14 protein-coding genes, 1 tRNA gene and 1 other RNA gene are annotated in these 17,667 nt (G+C 67.1%); 11 read left to right on the forward strand and 5 right to left on the reverse strand.

Going from position 1 to position 17,667, the window contains the following annotated elements; translation table 11 throughout:
• Positions 1–74 precede the first annotated feature (74 nt).
• Complete coding sequence (locus B0684_RS10765) at positions 75–464, reverse strand: RidA family protein (RefSeq protein ID WP_018168099.1); 390 nt, start codon at positions 462–464, stop codon at positions 75–77.
• A gap of 170 nt (positions 465–634) precedes the next feature.
• On the opposite strand from B0684_RS10765, the gene B0684_RS10770 reads away from it, so the two are divergent.
• Positions 635–1,102 carry a CopD family protein gene (locus tag B0684_RS10770; RefSeq protein WP_018144117.1) on the forward strand — a complete coding sequence of 156 codons (468 nt, stop codon included), beginning with the start codon at positions 635–637 and terminating at the stop codon, positions 1,100–1,102.
• Between the two features lie 8 nt (positions 1,103–1,110).
• Here the strand turns inward: B0684_RS10770 and B0684_RS10775 are convergent, their stop codons facing one another.
• The gene (locus B0684_RS10775; RefSeq protein WP_018649714.1) at positions 1,111–1,608 is read right to left on the reverse strand and encodes a DUF3293 domain-containing protein; all 498 of its coding nucleotides are present in this window, start codon (positions 1,606–1,608) and stop codon (positions 1,111–1,113) included.
• A 153-nt stretch (positions 1,609–1,761) separates the two neighbouring features.
• Here B0684_RS10775 and B0684_RS10780 point away from each other — a divergent pair, with 153 nt between their 5' ends.
• Complete coding sequence (locus B0684_RS10780) at positions 1,762–3,492, forward strand: diguanylate cyclase domain-containing protein (RefSeq protein WP_018649715.1); 1,731 nt, start codon at positions 1,762–1,764, stop codon at positions 3,490–3,492.
• Between the two features lie 15 nt (positions 3,493–3,507).
• Here B0684_RS10780 and B0684_RS10785 read toward each other — a convergent pair whose 3' ends face one another.
• Together B0684_RS10785 and B0684_RS10790 are read right to left on the reverse strand one after the other, a co-directional pair.
• Positions 3,508–6,411 (reverse strand): EAL domain-containing protein, encoded by a 2,904-nt coding sequence (locus B0684_RS10785; protein ID WP_018175797.1) that lies wholly within the window; start codon positions 6,409–6,411, stop codon positions 3,508–3,510.
• Positions 6,412–6,575: 164 nt separating this feature from the next.
• Positions 6,576–7,997 carry a phospholipase D-like domain-containing protein gene (locus B0684_RS10790; protein ID WP_018175796.1) on the reverse strand — a complete coding sequence of 474 codons (1,422 nt, stop codon included), beginning with the start codon at positions 7,995–7,997 and terminating at the stop codon, positions 6,576–6,578.
• Positions 7,998–8,123: 126 nt separating this feature from the next.
• On the opposite strand from B0684_RS10790, the gene parC reads away from it, so the two are divergent.
• Positions 8,124–10,385, forward strand: coding sequence for a DNA topoisomerase IV subunit A (parC, locus tag B0684_RS10795; protein ID WP_018175795.1), 2,262 nt, complete (start codon positions 8,124–8,126; stop codon positions 10,383–10,385).
• Between the two features lie 112 nt (positions 10,386–10,497).
• A complete protein-coding gene (gene htpX, locus B0684_RS10800) occupies positions 10,498–11,385 on the forward strand; it encodes a protease HtpX (protein ID WP_018168105.1) in 888 nt (295 codons plus the stop codon).
• An 85-nt stretch (positions 11,386–11,470) separates the two neighbouring features.
• Here the strand turns inward: htpX and B0684_RS10805 are convergent, their stop codons facing one another.
• Positions 11,471–12,154: an MBL fold metallo-hydrolase gene (locus tag B0684_RS10805; RefSeq protein WP_018175794.1), complete on the reverse strand. Its 684-nt coding sequence runs from the start codon at positions 12,152–12,154 to the stop codon at positions 11,471–11,473.
• A 367-nt stretch (positions 12,155–12,521) separates the two neighbouring features.
• On the opposite strand from B0684_RS10805, the gene B0684_RS10810 reads away from it, so the two are divergent.
• The 7 genes from B0684_RS10810 (at position 12,522) to B0684_RS10840 (ending at position 17,603) form a co-directional block, all read left to right on the forward strand.
• The gene (locus B0684_RS10810; RefSeq protein WP_018175793.1) at positions 12,522–13,997 is read left to right on the forward strand and encodes an ATP-binding protein; all 1,476 of its coding nucleotides are present in this window, start codon (positions 12,522–12,524) and stop codon (positions 13,995–13,997) included.
• Entirely contained in the window at positions 13,994–15,421 is a 1,428-nt protein-coding gene (locus tag B0684_RS10815; RefSeq protein ID WP_018168108.1) for a sigma-54-dependent transcriptional regulator, read from the forward strand. Before B0684_RS10810 ends, B0684_RS10815 begins: the two co-directional genes overlap by 4 nt.
• Before the next feature lie 303 nt (positions 15,422–15,724).
• Positions 15,725–16,225, forward strand: coding sequence for a DUF4168 domain-containing protein (locus B0684_RS10820; RefSeq protein ID WP_018649717.1), 501 nt, complete (start codon positions 15,725–15,727; stop codon positions 16,223–16,225).
• A 239-nt stretch (positions 16,226–16,464) separates the two neighbouring features.
• Complete coding sequence (rplM, locus tag B0684_RS10825; RefSeq protein ID WP_018144106.1) at positions 16,465–16,893, forward strand: 50S ribosomal protein L13; 429 nt, start codon at positions 16,465–16,467, stop codon at positions 16,891–16,893.
• A 31-nt stretch (positions 16,894–16,924) separates the two neighbouring features.
• Entirely contained in the window at positions 16,925–17,317 is a 393-nt protein-coding gene (rpsI, locus tag B0684_RS10830) for a 30S ribosomal protein S9 (protein WP_018144105.1), read from the forward strand.
• A 40-nt stretch (positions 17,318–17,357) separates the two neighbouring features.
• Positions 17,358–17,431: transfer RNA gene (locus B0684_RS10835), tRNA-Gln, on the forward strand.
• A gap of 36 nt (positions 17,432–17,467) precedes the next feature.
• Positions 17,468–17,603, forward strand: a non-coding RNA gene (locus B0684_RS10840) — RtT sRNA.
• The last annotated feature ends 64 nt before the right edge of the window (positions 17,604–17,667 follow it).

Raw genomic sequence — 17,667 nt, forward strand, 5'->3', positions numbered from 1 at the left:
CCACCGCCGGGCCGACACCCTTCAGCGCGGTCAGCGGGACCTGCAGCTCCACCGGTTGGGTTCGCGCAGCGCGATCAGTCGCGCGGGCACCAGGCGATGGCGTCCATTTCCACCTGGGCGCCCTTGGGCAGGGCGGCCACGCCGATCGCGGCACGTGCCGGGTAGGGCTCGTTGAAGACTTCGCTCATGATCTTGTTCACAAGCGGGAAGTGAGCCAGGTCGATCAGGAAGATGTTCAGTTTGGCGATATCGGCGGTGCTGGCTCCCGCCGCCTCCAGGACAGCCTGGAGGTTGGCGAACACCTGGCGGATCTGGTCCTCGATGCCGCCGTCGACCAGTTCCATGGTGGCCGGGTCCAGCGGGATCTGGCCGGACAGGTATAGGGTGTCGCCGGTACGCACGGCCTGCGAGTAGGGGCCGATGGCGGCCGGGGCGTTTTCGGTCTGGATGATCTCGCGCGACATGTGGACTCCTTGTACTGCCGGGTTGAATGTTGATAGGGCCGCGATTGCTGCATGCGGACCCGCCATTCTACTGATCAATCCGCACGCGTGTGCGGTTGGGGGGCTCGGCAGCCGTGCACGCGGACGGCTACACTGCGGGCCACATCCGTAACGACAAAAGGAAGCAGGCAATGACGGGATACGCACTGGCAAACGTGCTGCATGTACTGGCCGTGGTGATCTGGGTGGGCGGTATGTTCTTCGCCTACATGTTCCTGCGCCCGGTGGCCGGGCAGCAGCTCGAGGGGCCGGCGCGGCTGAAGCTCTGGGAGGGTGTGTTCGCGCGCTTCTTCCCCTGGGTCTGGGCCTCGGTCCTGGTGATCCTGGTGACCGGCTTCTACCTGATCTTCGGGGTGTTCGGCGGCATGGGTGATGTGCATCCCAGCGTGCACACCATGCTGCTGCTGGGCCTGATCATGATGGCGATCTTCGCCCATGTGTTCTTCGCCCCTTATCGGCGCATGCGCAAGGCCATTGCGGCAAACGATACCGAGGAAGGCCTGCGCCGGCTGGGGCAGATCCGCATCCTGGTCGGGATCAACACCGTCATCGGTCTGGTGACGATCGTGGTCGCTTCCGGCGGTCGCCTGCCGCTGTAGGCGGCACGCTACCTTCCTAGCCCCGGGTGCCATACCAGACGGGGCCGAGCCGGCGGTTCCAGCAGCACGGCTGCGTTCTGGCCGAAGGCCTCCAGCCAGCGCGCCAGCAGGTCGTCGGGCAGGTCCGCGATGGCCAGGCCCGGTTCGTCCGGCCACTGGCCGCGCGGGTCGCGGTTGCGGGCAGGCCATGCGCGCAGGCCGTGCTCGGCCACGGTCTGCTCCAGCCGGCGCTGGCGTTGGATGTTTTCACCCTCGGTGCCCGGCCGGCTGCCCGGATTGCAGGCGGTGAACAGGACCAGGCGCTGCATGTCCCGCTCGGCCATCCAGGCCGTGACATCCTCCGCGGGCTGGTCGATGTACAGAACTCGGCTGTTGCCCTCGATCTCCAGGCAGTAGGCGGCGCTTAGGTAGGCCTTCTCCAGTGTCGCCAGCTGCGCCACGGGAGCGGGCGACTCCGCGTGCGCGGCGGACATCCGGTCGCGGTATTTGCTTGTATTGGTGGACATCTCGCGGCACCCTCCCCGCCTGGATCGTGCGGATGTGGTCGATCAAACAGGGGGAGCGGGATGCGCGTCAAGGATGCGACAGCGGTTTGTGGTGCCTCGTCGGGTGCGGGTGCGTCCATGGACCGGCCCGTCCCCGGCTGGGATTGAGACGCGATGGCCCCGCGTCCCTTCGTTCCCGGGCTGACCGGCGCCTTTGTTGTGGTGCTGCTGCTGGTCGCGGTGGTCGCCGTCGCCAGCTGGCTTCGGGTGCAGCAGCTGCAGTACGACGTCCAGGCCCTTACCGAGGAGTACGTGCAGAAGGTGGACCGCGTGCATCGCATGCGCAGCCTCGTGCGCGAGCGCATGCTGCGCGCCTCGCTGGTGATCAGTGCCGAGGACCCGGCCCTGCAGGATCGCTACCAGCGGGAGTTTCGCGAGCTGGCCGAGCGCTTCCTGGTCGCCCGCGAGGGTGCGGAATTACTGGCTCGGACCCCACGCGACGCCGCGCTGCTGGCCGAACTGCGTGCGCTGACCGCGACCGGTGCCCCGATCCTGTCCGAGCTCCTCGACATTGCCCTGGCGGGTGGGCGCAACGAGGCGCTGGCGATCCTGTATGCGGACGCGATGCCGGTGCAGGAGGATGTGCTGGAGCAGATGGAGGCCATCCTCGCGGCCTTCGAACGTGATAACGAGGAGGCGGTGGCGGCCATGGCGCAGCGCCATGAACAGGCGCAGCAGGTGATGCTGGTGGCCACCGTCCTGACCATGCTGATGATTGTGCTGATGTGGGTGCGGGTGCGCCGGAGGATCTGGCGTGATCACGCCGCCTTGCACAAGGAACTGGAGGGACGCCAGCAGATCGAGGCGCGCCTGCGCGAGACGCAGGCCGGGCTGGAGGCGGCGGTGGCCCGGCGAACCGCGGCCCTGCAGGAGACCACCGAGCGCCTGGAAGAGGCCCAGCGGATTGCCGGGGCCGGTTACTGGGACTGGGATATTCGTGGTCTGCGGATGAACTGGTCCACGCATGTATTCGATCTGTTCGGGCTCGACCCGCAAACCGATACCGCGGGGTTCGAGGCCTACATGCGAGCCATCCATCCGGACGACCGTACGCGGGTGCGCCGCGCCACCAACGAGGCGCTGGATCACGAGGCCTATTACCGGGTGGATCACCGGGTGGTGCGCGCGGACGGCGGGCTGCGCCATGTGCGGGTCGAGGGCGAAATCGATCGGGACGCCCAAGGCCGCGCCGTGCAGGTCCTCGGGATGGTCCGTGACATCACCCGCGACAAGGCCTCCGAGGAGCGCCTGTGGCACCAGGCCCATCATGACTCCCTGACCGGCCTGCCCAATCGCAGTCTGCTGCAGGAGCATATTCAGCAGGCCCTGCGCCGGGCCCAGCGCGCCGGCACCGGCCTGGCCCTGGTGGTCTGCGATCTCGACGGCTTCAAACCCATCAACGATCGCCTGGGACACGATGCCGGCGACGTGATGCTCGTGACCGTGGCGCGGCGTCTGCGCGAGGGCGTGCGCGAGAGCGACGTGGTGGCCCGCGTGGGCGGCGACGAATTCGTGCTGCTGCTGGAGAATGTGCGTGATCCGGATGCGGTGACGGGGGTCGGACTCAAGCTGATCGAACGCTTCGAGGAGCCGGTGGAGGTGAATCGCGAGTCGGTTCGCGTCGGGCTCAGCATGGGGGCGGTGCTCTACCCCGAGGACGGGGACGATGTGGAGGCGTTGCTGCAGCGCGCCGACCGCGCGATGTACGTGGCAAAGGAGGAAGGCGGCAGCCGGATCGTGCTGTACCGGGAATGCCCCGGAGAGGAGCGCCGGCAAACGGATCTGTCCCTGCGCCGGCGCGGCGCGCTGGGTTGCGGGCTGGAAGACCCGGCCGCTCGCGACTGAATCGGCCGGCCTCGTCTACGGCCGATGCAGTCGCGCGACGAATTGTTCGTGTGTCAGCGGCGCGCTGAACAGGAAGCCCTGGAACCGGGTGCAGCCCAGGGCCAGGAGCTGCTCCCGCTGCTCCGGGTGCTCCACGCCCTCGGCGATGACGTCGAGCTCCATGTTGCGGGCAATGTCCACGATGTTCTCGATCAGGGTCCGGTCACCGCCGGCCAGCAGTTCCTTGACGAAGGATTTGTCGATCTTCAGCTCGTCCACCGGCAGGTCGCGCAGGTAGGCGAGCGAGGAATAGCCGGTCCCGAAGTCGTCCAGGGCGATGCGCATGCCGAGCCGGCGCAGCGCGCCCAGCTTGGTGATGGCGTCCGGCAGGTCGCGCAGCAGGCCGGACTCGGTGACCTCCAGGGTCAGGGCGTGGCCGTCCACCCCGTGTCGGCGCAGCCGCGCCTGGAACTGGTCGACGAAGTCCGGGCGCGCCAGTTGCCAGGGCGAGAGATTCAAGGCCAGGCGAGGTGGCTGCAGGTTCCCGGCCTGCCACTGCGACAGCTGCATCAGGGCGTGTTCCAGGACCCAGTTGCCGACCCCGTGGATCAGGCCGGTCTCCTCGGCGACCGGGATGAAGAGATCTGGCGGGACCTGGCCCATCTCCGGATGCTGCCAGCGCAGCAGGGCCTCGGCTCCGATCAGGCGCTCGGCGGCATCGAACTGCGGCTGGTAGTGCAGGTCCAGCTCGTCACGTTCGGCCGCTTGTCGTAGCCCGTCCTCGATCTGCAGGCGGGCATGCGCCTCGTCCTGCAGTGCATGGCGGTAGAACTGCACGCCGCCGCGGCCGGCACGCTTGGCCTGGTACAGGGCGATATCGGCGTGGCGCAGGGCTTCTGCCGAGCTCTCGCCGGCGTCGGGATAGCATACGCAGCCGAGACTGGCGCCGACCCCGAAGGTGCGTTCGCCGATGATGATCGGGCGCTGCAGGGCCTCCAGGATGCGCTCGGCGATTGCCTGCAGTTCCGGCTCCAGGGTCTCGCGTACCCGGGCGCAGGGGGGCAGGACAACGGCGAACTCGTCGCCACCCAGGCGCACGATCAGCGCATCCCCGGGGGCATGGCTGCGCAGGCGGTCCGCCACCGCGCCCAGCACGGTGTCGCCTACCGCATGCCCCAGGGCGTCGTTGATGGTCTTGAAGTGGTCCAGGTCGATCAGGATCAGCCCGCCATGCAGGTGGCCGGCGGTGGCCTCCTCGATGTGGCGGGTCAGGTCGTCGTGCAGGCGGGTGCGGTTGGCCAGCCCGGTCAGGGAGTCGTGGTAGGCCAGGGCATGGATGTGTTCCTCGGTGTGCAGGCGTTCCAGTTCCGCCCCCGCGCGGTCGGCCATGATCCCGAGGATCTCCATCGCCTTGTCGACATCCTCCACCGGATGTCGGTTGACCATGGCGATGTGCCCCAGCAGCGTGCCCTGGCTGTCCAGCAACGGGGCCCCCAGATAACTCTCGGCGTCCATCTCCACCAGCATCTCGTCGGCCGGAAAGCGCTGTTGTACGTCGCAGGGGTAGATACAGGTACCGATCTCCAGCACACGTTCGCAGGGGGTCTCGGCGAGGTCGTAGCGCAAGTTCTCCACGATCTGCCCCGCGGTGCACAGGGCGACGGTCTCCACCACGCCGGGTTTTTCCGGATCCTCGATGCCGATCAGGGCATAGTCGGCAGCGAACAGGTTGCTCAGCTTGAGAACCAGCTGCTGGAAGAACTCCTCGCGCGAGCGCGCCTGCAGCCCCTCGGCGATCAGGCGCAGGGCGTCCTCGCTGCGGTGCGCGGCGGTGATGTCCTCCTGCATCACGATCACGTCCTGTACCTCGCCGCGGGCATCCTGCAGTGGGTAGATGCAGCCCCGCAGCCAGCGCTCGGGGGTGATGAGCGGGGTGGTCTGGGTCGCCGGGTCGGGGTCGGCGGGTTCGGCCGACTGGTCGGGGCGGGCTGGTGGGGTGTAGGGCAGCGGGCCGATCTCGCGGTAGTGTCCGCGCAGGGCATCCTTGAGCGGTTCGTGGATGTGCCGGTCGATGGCATCCGGGCGGTCCAGAACGTTGCCGCCCGGCAGGGAGGCTTGTGCGCCGTGCATGGTTTCCCAGGCGGCGTTGCACTGGCGGATCTCGCCCTGCGGTGTGAGTACCTGGATGCCGACCGGGGATTGCTCCACCAGCGCCCGAAAACGGCTTTCCGAGTCACGCAGGCGTTCGCTGGTCTCGCGGTTCAGTACCAGGCTCATCATGACGACCATCACCACATAGCCGAACGGCGCGAGCTGGGGCATTTCCAGTGCGCCGCCCCGGGCCAGGACGCCCTGCAAGGTGAACAGGACGAAGACCCCGATCCCGCCCAGCAGGAGTAGGGTGGTGGTCTGGCGATAGCGCCGGTAGTGCCGGATCAGTGTGGTGAGGGCGAAGCCCAGGACCAGAAAGACCGCGAGCACGCCAAAGCCGAACCAGGGGCTGATGGTACCCACTGCCAGGGCCACGGTTTCGCCCCAGGGGAGTTCCAGGGGGCGGAGTTCGTCGATCACCTGGTACTGCATGCTGTAGGGCTGCAGGGTGTTGACCACCCAGGTGATGACCAGCAGTACCAGAAGACCGGAGATCAGCCAGCGGGCGGGGGTGCGCGTATGGGCCGCGACGAAGGCGGCGAACAGCACGTAGAACGGCCCCAGCAGATAGACGTTCAGGGTGAGCGCGCGGGTATAGGCCTCGACGGTGCCGGCCTGGTAGGTCTGGGCCGATCCGACGGCAAGCACCGCCATCAGGGCGCACATCGCGGCGAACAACCGGTGCTCGGTGCTCCGGGCGCTTTGCCGGCTGTGCAGCAGGTGGCTGAGCGTGGCGTAGATCGCTAGCCCCGCTGCAAGGTAGAGCGATGGCGCAAGGATCCCGTTCATCGGTTCCCTGCGCTTGCGTCCCAGTGCCGTGCCATCCCTTGCCCCCCTGCGGTGAAGCGATGCGGGTCGGTGCCCGCGCTCGGTCCCTGCCGCTACAGTACAAAAGACCACGCGCGCGCGTCCCGGTTCGCGTGAGGGTCACCGCGGGGGTGGCTAACGGTCGGTCACAGATACGGCGTGAGCAGGCGCGCGGCCCCGTCGCGCAGTTGGGTCGCGAGCGTCCGGGCACGGACCTCCTCGAGCGTCAGGGGGTGCGACTGTGCGCGCAGCGCGTCGGTCCAGTTGGCCAGTTCCTGGCCTAGTCCGGCATCCAGGCATTCCAGGTTGAACTCGAAGTTAAGGCGCAGGCTGCGCGGGTCCCAGTTGGCGGAGCCAACCAGGGCCCACTCGCGGTCTACCAGCATCAGCTTGGCGTGGTTGAACGGTGGTGGTGTGAGCCACAGCCGGCAGCCGCGCTCCAGCAGTTCGGCCTGCTGCGGGCGGCTGGCCCACTCCACCAGGCGCAGGTTGCTCCGGGCAGGGATCAGGATGTCGACTTGCACCCCGCGCAGGGCCGCGGCCTTCAGCGCCCCGGTGAGCGCCACGTCGGGCAGGAAGTACGGGGTCACGATGGTGACCTGTTCGCGGGCTTCGGCCAGCGCCGACTGCAGGGTGAAGTTCAGGACCTCGAAGTCCTCGTCCGGGCCGTCCGGCAGGCCGCGGCAGGCGCGGGCGCCGGCGGGGTCTACGGACTGCGGAAGCCAGAGCGGCCCCTCCAGGCGTTCGCCGGTGGCGAATTGCCAGTCTTCCGCGAAGACCCGCTGCAACTGGGTGCAGGCCGGACCCCGCAGCTCGAAGTGGAGGTCGTGTATGGGGTGCGGACCCGGGTTGGTGTGGCTGTGGCCGCGGCGGATATTCATGCCGCCGGTGAAGGCGCGGGCGCCGTCGATCACCAGCATCTTGCGGTGATTGCGCAGGTTGAAGGCGGCCAGGCTGCTCGGCAGGTGTACCGGCATGAAGGCGGCGGCAGGCAGGCCCACCCGGCGCAGCTGGCGCAGGGTGTTGCGACGGCTGTAGCGGGCGCCGATGGCATCGATCAGGATGCGCACCTGCACGCCCCGGTCCTGGGCCTGCTGCATGTGGGCGACGAAGCGCTCGCCTACCTGGTCATAGTCGAAGATGTACGTGGCCAGGCTGATGCTGTGACGGGACGCGTCGATCGCGGCCAGCATCTGCGCGTAGGCGCGATCGCCGTCGAACAGCGGTTCGATCGCGTTGCCACCGACCAGGCGGAACGGGCTCAGGCGGTCCCCGGAATGCAGCAGGCGCTGCCAGCGTTCCGGTGGCTCGGCCAGGCTGGTCCCGTCGGTGCTGGGGTCGGCGATCAGATAGCCCTCGCGCAGGGCGTGGGCCCGCCGGCGAATACGATTGACGCCGAACAGCCAGTAGAGCAGCGAGCCGGCCAGGGGCAGCAACACGATCAGCCCGACCCAGGCGATGACGGTCCCGGTATCGCGGCGTTGCAGCAGCGCGTGCACGACGCTCATCACCGCCAGGGCGAAGACGGCGATGGCGACGATACTGGCGGTCCAGCCTGTATCCGGCACGGACGGACTCCTTGTCGATGATGCGTTTTCCGACTGCACCCGTGGAACGCCGGGCGCGTGCCCGCTACAGTACGCGGGCCCGACCCGGCGTAAAACCCCGGCCCATCCACGTCCGCGAGACCGTCGATGACCGATATCGAGACCCCCAGCCTGTTCGCCAACAGCGGCGAGCAGCTGCCGCTGAAGGACTTCACCGAGAAGGCGTACCTGGACTACTCCATGTACGTGATCCTGGACCGTGCGCTGCCGCATATCGGCGACGGCCTGAAGCCCGTACAGCGGCGGATCATCTACGCGATGAGCGAGCTGGGGCTCTCCGCCACCGCCAAGTACAAGAAGTCCGCGCGCACCGTGGGCGACGTGCTCGGCAAGTTCCACCCGCACGGGGACTCGGCGTGCTACGAGGCGATGGTGCTGATGGCGCAGCCGTTCTCCTATCGCTATCCGTTCGTCGACGGGCAGGGCAACTGGGGTTCGCCGGATGATCCCAAGTCCTTTGCGGCGATGCGCTACACCGAGTCGCGCCTGTCGCGTTATGCGCAGCTGCTGCTTTCCGAACTGGGTCAGGGCACGGTGGACTGGGTGCCCAACTTCGATGGTGCGCTGGACGAGCCGAAGATGCTCCCGGCGCGGCTGCCGAATGTGCTGCTCAATGGCGGTTCCGGGATCGCGGTGGGTATGGCGACGGACATCCCGCCGCACAACCTGCGCGAGGTGGCCGCTGCCTGCGTGCACCTGCTGGAGCACCCGAAGGCAACGGTCGAGGAGTTGTGCGCGATCCTCCCGGCGCCGGATTTCCCCACCGAGGCCGAGATCATCTCCCCGCCGGCCGAGTTGCGAAAGGTCTACGAGACCGGCCAGGGCTCGATCCGGGCCCGGGCGCGCTACGAGCGCGAGGGCGACGACATCGTGGTGACCGCGCTGCCGCACCAGGTCTCCGGCGCCAAGCTGCTGGAGCAGATCGCCGCCCAGATCCGCGCGAAGAAGCTGCCGATGGTCGAGGACCTGCGCGACGAGTCCGACCACGAGCATCCGACGCGCCTGGTGATTACCCCGCGCTCGAACCGGGTGGACGTCGAGGGCCTGATGGCGCATCTGTTCGCGACCACGGATCTCGAGAAGACCTACCGCGTGAACATGAACGTGATCGGCCTCGATGGACGGCCGCGGGTGCGCGACCTGGCAGGGCTGCTCGGCGAGTGGCTGCAGTTCCGGATCGAGACGGTGCGCCGGCGCCTGCAATGGCGGCTGGAGAAGGTGCAGGCGCGGCTGCACGTGCTGGAAGGCCTGCTGATCGCCTATCTCAATATCGACGAGGTGATCGCGATCATCCGCGAACACGACCGGCCAAAGCCGGAATTGATGAGCCGGTTTGGCCTGAGCGATATCCAGGCCGAGGCGATCCTGGAGCTGAAACTGCGCCATCTGGCGAAGCTCGAGGAGATGAAGATCCGCGGCGAGCAGGACGAGCTCAGCCAGGAGCGCGACCAGCTGGAGAAGACGCTGGGCTCCGAGCGCCGCCTGCGCACCCTGGTCCGCCGCGAGATCGAGAAGGACGCGAAGGAGTATGGCGACGAGCGGCGCTCGCCGCTGGTCGAACGCGCGGCCGCGCAGGCGCTGGATGAATCGGCACTGGTGCCGACCGAGCCACTGACCATCGTGCTCTCGGAGAAGGGCTGGGCGCGGGCGGCCAAGGGCCACGATGTCGATCCCCGCGGGCTCAGCTACAAGGCCGGAGATGCCTTCCAGGCGGCGGTCATCGGGCGCAGCAACCAGCCGGTGGCGTTCATCGACTCCACCGGTCGCACCTACACCATTGCGGCCCACACGCTGCCGTCGGCGCGCGGCCAGGGCGAGCCGCTTTCCGGCCGGGTGAACCCGCCGGAGGGGGCGCGTTTTGTGGGCCTGGCCACCGGGGCGGAGGAAGACCGCTGGCTGCTGGGCTCGGATCACGGCTACGGCTTCATTGCCAAGCTGGGTGACCTGCTCGGCCGGCAGAAGGCAGGCAAGAACGTGCTGAGCGTACCGGCTGGCGCGGCCGTGCTGCAGCCGGCGCCGGTGCGCAACCCGCACGAGGATCACATCGCGGTGGTCACGACCCGCGGCTATCTGCTGGTGTTTCCGGCCGCGGGGCTGCCGGAACTGGCGCGCGGCAAAGGCAACAAGCTGATCGGCATCCCGTCCGCGGCGCTCAAGGATGGCTCCGAGCGGGTGCTCGGGGTGGCTGTGCTGGCGCCGCAGGACACCCTGGTCGTGCATGCGGGCAAGCGCTTCAAGGCACTGGCCCCGGCGGAATGGGCCGAGTACGTTGGCGAGCGCGCGCGTCGCGGGCGTCAGCTCCCGCGCGGCTATCAGAACGCGGACAGCCTGGAGGTGCGCCCGGCCTGAACCCGCGCGTACCTGTGTGGTCTGTGAACGCGGCGGTGCTTGAATTTGGCCGCTGCGCCCCGACTATCGGTTCATCCCGTCGAGTTTATTAATTGGAGTACAGGAAAGCTTCATGAAACGTATCGTGCTGTTTCTGGCGACCAACTTCGCCATCCTGATCGTCCTTAGCATCACTCTGCGCATCCTTGGGGTCGAGAGCATCCTGGACGACCAGGGGGTCAATCTCGACCTGACCGCGTTGCTGATTTTCGCCGCCGTGTTTGGCTTTGGTGGTTCGTTCATCTCGCTGGCCATCTCCAAGTGGATGGCGAAGAAGACGATGAAGGTCCACGTGATCGACAAGCCACGCAACGCCACCGAGCAGTGGCTGCTGGAGACGGTCACCCGTCAGGCCCGCGAGGCCGGAATCGGGATGCCGGAGGTCGGTATCTACGACTCGCCGGACCCGAACGCCTTCGCCACCGGCATGAGCAAGAACAATGCCCTGGTCGCGGTCAGCACGGGGTTGATGCAGAACATGGGGCAGGGCGAGGTCGAGGCCGTGCTGGGGCACGAGGTGGGCCACGTGGCCAATGGCGACATGGTGACCCTGGCGCTGATCCAGGGGGTGGTCAATACCTTCGTGATCTTCCTGTCGCGCGTGATCGGTCACTTTGTCGATCGCGTGATCTTCAAGAACGAGTCCGGTCACGGGCCGGCATTCTGGATCACCGCCATCGTGGCCGAGATCGTCCTCGCGATCCTGGCCTCCATCATCGTGTTCTGGTTCTCGCGTCAGCGCGAGTTCCGCGCCGACGAGGCGGGGGCTCGCTTTGCCAGCCGCGAGAAGATGATCGGGGCGCTGGAGTCGCTGGCGCGCGCCTCCGGTCGCCCGGTGGACATGCCGGACCAGATGGCCGCCTTTGGTATTCGCGGCGGCATGGCCCAGGGGCTGAAGAAGCTGTTCATGAGCCACCCGCCGATCGAGCAGCGCATCGCGGCGCTGCGCGCCAACGGCTGACCGCAAGCCTTTATGTGTACCAGGAGAGGGCCGCCCTTCGGGGCGGCCTTTTCCGTTTGCAGTGCCGGGGCGGCGGCCGGTCGGATCAGTAGTAGCGACCGCGTCCGGGTTCGCTGCCGGGGGCGGCGATGACGTCGTCGCCGACGAAGGGGTTGCTGCGGCGTTCTTCGCCGAAGGTCGACTCGGGACCATGACCGGGGACGAATCTGGTGTCGTCGCCCAGCGGCCAGAGCTTCCCGGTGATGGAGTCCAGCAGCTCGCGCCCGTTGCCGCGTGGAAAGTCGCTGCGGCCGATCGCGCCGTGGAACAGGACGTCACCGACCAGGGCGAGCCGGCCCTCGCGATCGTGGAAGACCACGTGGCCCGGGGTGTGGCCGGGACAGTGCAGGACGTGGAGGGTGGCTTGCCCGAGCTCGACGGTGTCGCCATCTTCCAACCACTGATCGGGCACCAGTGGCTGGACCTCGGAGAAGCCGAAGATCTGCGCCTGCGCCGGGAGCTGGTCCAGCCAGAAGGCATCGTCGCGGTGCGGGCCGATGATCGGCGCGCCGGTACGTTTGGCCAGTTCGGCGGCCGCGCCCACGTGGTCCAGGTGGCCATGGGTCAGCAGGATCTTTTCCAGGTGGACGCCCTGATCCCGCGCGATCCGTTCCAGGGCCGCGGCATCCGCGCCGGGATCGACCCAGGCCGCCGCCCCGCTGACGTCGCACCAGATCAGAGTGGCGTTCTGGGCAAGCGGGGTGACAGGGTGGCTCAGATGGCGAAGCATAGCGGCGGGATCCGTGAACGAATTCGAATTTTGAAGGCTGGAGGCGCTGGATTGCGCGCACCCGGGAATAGAACCGTCGAGCGGGCGTCTTACGGGGTATGCAGGTCTTCAAGGGTACGTGATATGACGATGCGGTGAATCTGCGACCCCCTGCGCATTCACCGCTTGACAAGAATATCGCCATATTAGAAGATTTGCATACGCTAATCGCTGTCCCCCCTGTCAGCGGTTGGTGGACTCCTCCATCCTCCTTTGGTGGTTTTCTTGGCGCGGGCCTCGACCCGCGCTTTTTTTTGCCTGCAATTCGCGTCATGCCGGCCGCCGTGTCTACCATGGTGGCCTTCGACGACGCTGCGAATCGCCCTTTATGACCCGACGCCTGAACAGTCTGCGCACCGCGGTGTTGTCGTTCGTGCTGCTGCCCCTGCTGCTGTTGATGGCCGCGGTGGTGGCGCTGGGTCTGCACGAATTTCAGACCCAGATGGAAAACCGGATGCAGGAGGACATCGAGCTGGTGGCGCGCTCGATCCGCCTGCCTGTGGCCGGTGCGATGCTGCAGGACGACGCGGCCGGTGTGCAGCAGTCGCTGGACTCCCTGTTCCAGATCGAGGAGGTGTTCGGGGTCTATGTCTACGATGCCGACGGCCGGATGGTGGCGGCCAGTGGCCCGCCCAGTCCGACCCTGCAGCGCCGTGGCGAGGCGCAGGTCATCAGCGAAACCGGGAGCCTCGGGGCTTTCGGCGAACATCAGGGGCGCGAGACCTTTTCGTTCTTTCTTCCGTTGTCCGATCCGGCCGGTCGCATCGTGGGGCTGTTGCAGGTGACGCGCGACGTCACACCGTTCCGGGCCTTCGTCGCGCAGCTCCAGTGGCAGGGTGGGTTGCTGATGCTGGGGATTAGCGGGCTGTTTCTGCTGGTGGTGCTGTTCGGGTACCACCGGGCGGTGGGGCGGCATGTGTCTCGGTTGATGGCCGCGATGCGCGCGATTGGCGGGGGTCAGCGTGGATTGCGGGCGCCGGAACAGGGACCGGCGGAGCTGCGCGGCCTGGCAGTCTCGATGAACCGCATGATGGAGCGTCGCGAGGCCTCGGAGGCCGAACTGGAGGCGCAACGCCTTGAGCAGGGACGGCTGGAGGAGAAGCTGCGGCACTCGGAGAAGCTGGCGGCGATCGGCCAGCTGGCGGCCGGCGTGGCACACGAACTGGGGACGCCGCTCGGGATTATCGCCGGTCGCGTGCAGCGCGCCATCCGGCACCTGCCGGAGGCGGATCCGGCGCGCACCGAGATGGAGGCGCTGAAGGCCGAGCTGGAGCGGGTGGAGACCATCGTGCGCCAGCTGCTGGACTTTGCCCGGCGCAATCCGTTGCAGGAACGCTCGCTGGGTCTCGCGCAGCTGGTTGGAGATCTGGTCGGGCGTGTGCGCGAGCGGCATGCCTCCGGCGGGGTGGAATTCCGGCTCGAAGGCCCCGAGTTGACCATCGCCGCGGACCGCCTGCGCTTGGGCCAGGCCCTGGAGAATCTGCTGGAGAATGCCGCGCAGGTCGCCGCCCGCGAGGTCCGGGTCCGCTGGTATGCCTCGTCCGACCGGGTCGAGCTGGTGGTGGCGGACGACGGCCCCACGGCCGGGCGAGGGATAGACGATGAGCAGGCCGAACGCCTGTTCGAGCCCTTCTTTACCACCAAGCCCACCGGCGAGGGGACCGGGCTCGGGCTGGCGGTGGCGCAGGTGGCGCTGGAGGACCACGGGGGTACGGTGATGCTGGATCGCAGTGTCGCGGGGGAGACCCGTTTTGTCGTGCATCTGCCGGTGTCAGCTGGCGCCCAGGAGGATTCGCTTCGATGAGCAGCAAGGCACAAGTCCCCGCAACGCCCCCGGAGTCGGTCCTGGTCGTGGAGGACGATCGCGGGCATCGCGAACTGCTGACCGAGGAGCTGACCGAGGCCGGCTACGCGGTTACGGCGGTTGCCAGTGCCGAGGATGCCGCGCGGGTGCTTGCGCAGCAGGCCTTCAGTCTGGTGGTGAGCGACCTGCGCCTGCCCGGCGCGGATGGCTTCCAGGTGCTCCAGGAGGCCCGCGCCCGGGTGCCGGCACCCGGGTTCATCATGCTCACGGGCTTTGGGACCATCGACCAGGCGGTGGCCGCGCTGAAGGCGGGGGCGGATGACTTCCTGACCAAGCCGGTGGATCTGGATCACCTGCGTCTGGCCGCCGACCGGGTGACCGAGGCGCGGCGTTTGAAGGACGAGGTGCGTCGCTTTCGTGAGGTCCTTGCGCAGGCCGATGGCTTTCACGGCATGCAGGGCCGCAGTCCGGCCATGCTGCAGTTGTTCGACCTGATTCGGCGGATCGCGGCCGCCGACGGCAGTGTCCTGATCACCGGCGAGTCCGGGACCGGCAAGGAACTGGTGGCGCGCGCGCTCCATGCGGAAAGCGAGCGGGCCGGTGGTCCGTTCGTGGCGATTAACTGCGCGGGCATCCCCGAGGCCCTGCTGGAGTCGGAGTTGCTGGGGCACGTGGCCGGTGCGTTCAGCGGGGCCAAGGGGGCTCGGCGCGGCCTGTTTACCGAGGCCGACGGCGGCACCCTGTTCCTGGACGAGATTGCCGAGATGCCGGTGGCCATGCAGAGCAAGCTGTTGCGTCTTCTGCAGGATGGTCGCGTGCGTCCGGTGGGCGCCAACGAGGAGATCGCGACCGATGTGCGTATCGTGGCGGCCACGCATCAGGATCTGCAGGCACATATTGCCGACGGTCGTTTCCGTGAGGATCTCTACTATCGCCTGGAGACCTTTCGTATCGAGATCCCGCCGCTGCGCGAGCGTGGCGATGACATCGAACGCCTGGCCCTGCAGTTCCTGCGTCAGCAGGCCCTGGCCCGCGACCTGCCCGAGCGTCGCCTGAGCCCGGAGGCCCTGCGTGCGCTGGTGCGGTATCCGTTCCCGGGGAACGTCCGCGAACTCGCGAGTCTGATGGAGCGTGCCGCCACCCTGGCGGCCGGCGAGGTCATCGAGACCCGTGATCTGCCGGAGCGCGTATTCGAGGCGCCCGCCGAGGATCCCGGCGGAACGACGGGCGACCGGGCGGAGGGGGCGACGCCGGTCCCGGGGATGGGCGACGACGGCCAGTGGCCGACCCTGGAGGAGCGCGAGCGCGACTACATTCGCAGGGTGCTGGAGCATGTGGACGGCAACAAGCAACGCGCTGCGCGGATCCTCGGCATCGGCCGCAAGACGCTGTACCGCAAACTCGGGGAATCCGACCCATCGTGACATCCTGACCCGGGTCGACCTGACCCATGTATCATTCTGACCCGGTTTACCGTTGGCGCGTTCCCCGGCCCTTTTGGGGTGATGAGAGCATAAGTCGCTGTTTAAAAGTGTTTTGTTTGTCTTTTTCCAATCTTGGCACGATGCCTGCTCCTCCTCGGGCAGCAATCGAGGAATCGGAACCGCAGTGACGGACCATTCCTCCTCACACGGTTGCAACGAAATCGGGCGTGCTGATGATCGACCTTGAGTCGTAGCCGGCTTCGCCCCGAGATCCGAACGATCCAAAGGAAAAGGAGCAACATGATGAATATGCGCAAGACGATGCTCGCGATGGCCCTGACCTCCCTGTTTGCCGTGGGTGGAGCCGCCTCCGCCCAGTACGGCGGTGCCGAAGGTGGCGCCGGTGGGGGTGACATGGGCGGTGCCCAGGGCGGCCAGCCGCCGGCTCAGGAAGGCGGTGCCGGTGGCGGTGCTCAGGGCGGCCAGCCACCTCAGGGTGGTGCCCAGGGTGGCGCCCCGATGCAGGAAGCCCCCGAGGTGGATCTGAGCGAAGAAGACATCGACACTTTCGTAAGCGCCTTCGTTGCGGTGCAGGAAGTGCGCGAAGACTTCGCCGACCGCCTGCAGAGTGCCGAGGACGAAACCGAGGCCCAGTCCATGCAGCAGGAAGCACAGGACGAAATGGTCAACGCGGTTGAAGACTCGGGCATGAGCGTCGAGGAATACAACGAAGTGGCCATGGCCCTGCAGAACGACCCCGAGTTGATGCAGGAAGTCCAGGAGCGCGCTGAAGCCCAGCTGTAACGGGCAGCGCAACCCCCCCCCGGGCATTGCGCCCGGGGGGTTGCAGGGGCCGGCCTTCGGGGCGGCCCCTTGTTTGTGTCCGGGGCATGCACGCGAATGTTCTGCACATTGATCCGTGATTCCCCCGAGGGCGGACGCCTTCGCGTCTCGGGAATTGTCCCTGTAGCTTGAATTGGGCGGAGGGAAGCGTTATTCTTGCGCGCTTTCTGAATCGCCCCGACCTCGGAGCATCGAACATCATGAGTACCATTAGCGCCAAGCCGGCCGAAGTCGAACGCGACTGGTTTCTCGTCGACGCCGACGGCAAGACCCTCGGTCGACTCGCCACGGAAATCGCACATCGCCTGCGCGGGAAGCACAAGCCCGTGTACACGCCGCATGTCGATACCGGCGACTACATCGTCGTGATCAACGCGGAGAAGATCCGCGTCTCCGGCAACAAGGCCATGGACAAGAAGTACTTCCACCATTCCGGTTACCCGGGTGGCATCAAGGAAGCCAACTTCACCCAGATGATCGAGCGTCATCCGGAGAAGGTGCTGGAGCTTGCCGTCAAGGGCATGCTGCCGCGCAACCCGCTTGGCCGGGCCATGTTCAAGAAGCTCAAGGTCTACGCCGGTACCGAACACCGGCACACGGCCCAGCAGCCGCAGCCGCTCGAAGTCTGAGCCGCCAGAATCAGCAAGGGAATCGATCCGAATGGCTATCAATCAGTATTACGGCACCGGCCGCCGCAAGACCGCCTCGGCGCGCGTCTTCCTGCGTCCCGGCACGGGCAACATCACGGTTAACGAGAAGCCGCTGGACGACTTCTTCGGCCGCAAGACCTCGCGCATGGTGGTACGCCAGCCGCTGGAGGCGACCGAGTCGACCGGCAACTTTGACGTGATCGCGACCGTTGAAGGCGGTGGCGGCAACGGCCAGGCCGGCGCGATCCGTCTGGGTATTGCCCGCGCCCTGGTGCAGTACAACGAAGACATGCGCCCGTCGCTGCGTCGTGGTGGTCACCTGACCCGCGATGCCCGCGAGGTGGAGCGCAAGAAGATCGGCCTGCGCAAGGCCCGTCGTGCAACGCAGTACTCGAAGCGCTAAAATTCGCGTCGAGTTTCGGGCTGCACCCGACCCGGTTTACTGGGGGATCGTCTAGCGGTAGGACTGCGGACTCTGACTCCGCCAACCCAGGTTCGAATCCTGGTCCCCCAGCCATTCATGGAAGAAGGCCCCCTTGTGGGGCCTTTTTTCATGAATGGCTGGAAGATTTCAGGATGTGAACCTGCAAGGTTCGACGGTGAGGCGTAGCCGAGCCGAACTGCGCCGTATGCGGCGCTGGCCCGAAGGGCGAGGCGCATAGCGCCGAGTAATCCTGGTCCTCCAGCCAAACATAGAGAAGGGCCCCCTCGTGGGGCTCTTTTCTATGTTTGTTTGAGCGTGTCCAGGGTTCG

The sequence above is a fragment of the Thioalkalivibrio versutus genome (genome assembly GCF_001999325.1).
GTDB lineage: Bacteria > Pseudomonadota > Gammaproteobacteria > Ectothiorhodospirales > Ectothiorhodospiraceae > Thioalkalivibrio > Thioalkalivibrio versutus.

Excerpts from the sequence above, each read along its gene's own strand:
- B0684_RS10765 (WP_018168099.1), bottom strand. The coding sequence starts at position 464 with ATGTCGCGCGAGATCATCCAGACCGAAAACGCCCCGGCCGCCATCGGC.
- B0684_RS10770 (WP_018144117.1), top strand. The coding sequence starts at position 635 with ATGACGGGATACGCACTGGCAAACGTGCTGCATGTACTGGCCGTGGTG.
- B0684_RS10775 (WP_018649714.1), bottom strand. The coding sequence starts at position 1,608 with ATGTCCACCAATACAAGCAAATACCGCGACCGGATGTCCGCCGCGCAC.
- B0684_RS10780 (WP_018649715.1), top strand. The coding sequence starts at position 1,762 with ATGGCCCCGCGTCCCTTCGTTCCCGGGCTGACCGGCGCCTTTGTTGTG.
- B0684_RS10785 (WP_018175797.1), bottom strand. The coding sequence starts at position 6,411 with ATGAACGGGATCCTTGCGCCATCGCTCTACCTTGCAGCGGGGCTAGCG.
- parC (WP_018175795.1), top strand. The coding sequence starts at position 8,124 with ATGACCGATATCGAGACCCCCAGCCTGTTCGCCAACAGCGGCGAGCAG.
- htpX (WP_018168105.1), top strand. The coding sequence starts at position 10,498 with ATGAAACGTATCGTGCTGTTTCTGGCGACCAACTTCGCCATCCTGATC.
- B0684_RS10805 (WP_018175794.1), bottom strand. The coding sequence starts at position 12,154 with ATGCTTCGCCATCTGAGCCACCCTGTCACCCCGCTTGCCCAGAACGCC.
- B0684_RS10810 (WP_018175793.1), top strand. The coding sequence starts at position 12,522 with ATGACCCGACGCCTGAACAGTCTGCGCACCGCGGTGTTGTCGTTCGTG.
- B0684_RS10815 (WP_018168108.1), top strand. The coding sequence starts at position 13,994 with ATGAGCAGCAAGGCACAAGTCCCCGCAACGCCCCCGGAGTCGGTCCTG.
- B0684_RS10820 (WP_018649717.1), top strand. The coding sequence starts at position 15,725 with ATGAATATGCGCAAGACGATGCTCGCGATGGCCCTGACCTCCCTGTTT.
- rplM (WP_018144106.1), top strand. The coding sequence starts at position 16,465 with ATGAGTACCATTAGCGCCAAGCCGGCCGAAGTCGAACGCGACTGGTTT.
- rpsI (WP_018144105.1), top strand. The coding sequence starts at position 16,925 with ATGGCTATCAATCAGTATTACGGCACCGGCCGCCGCAAGACCGCCTCG.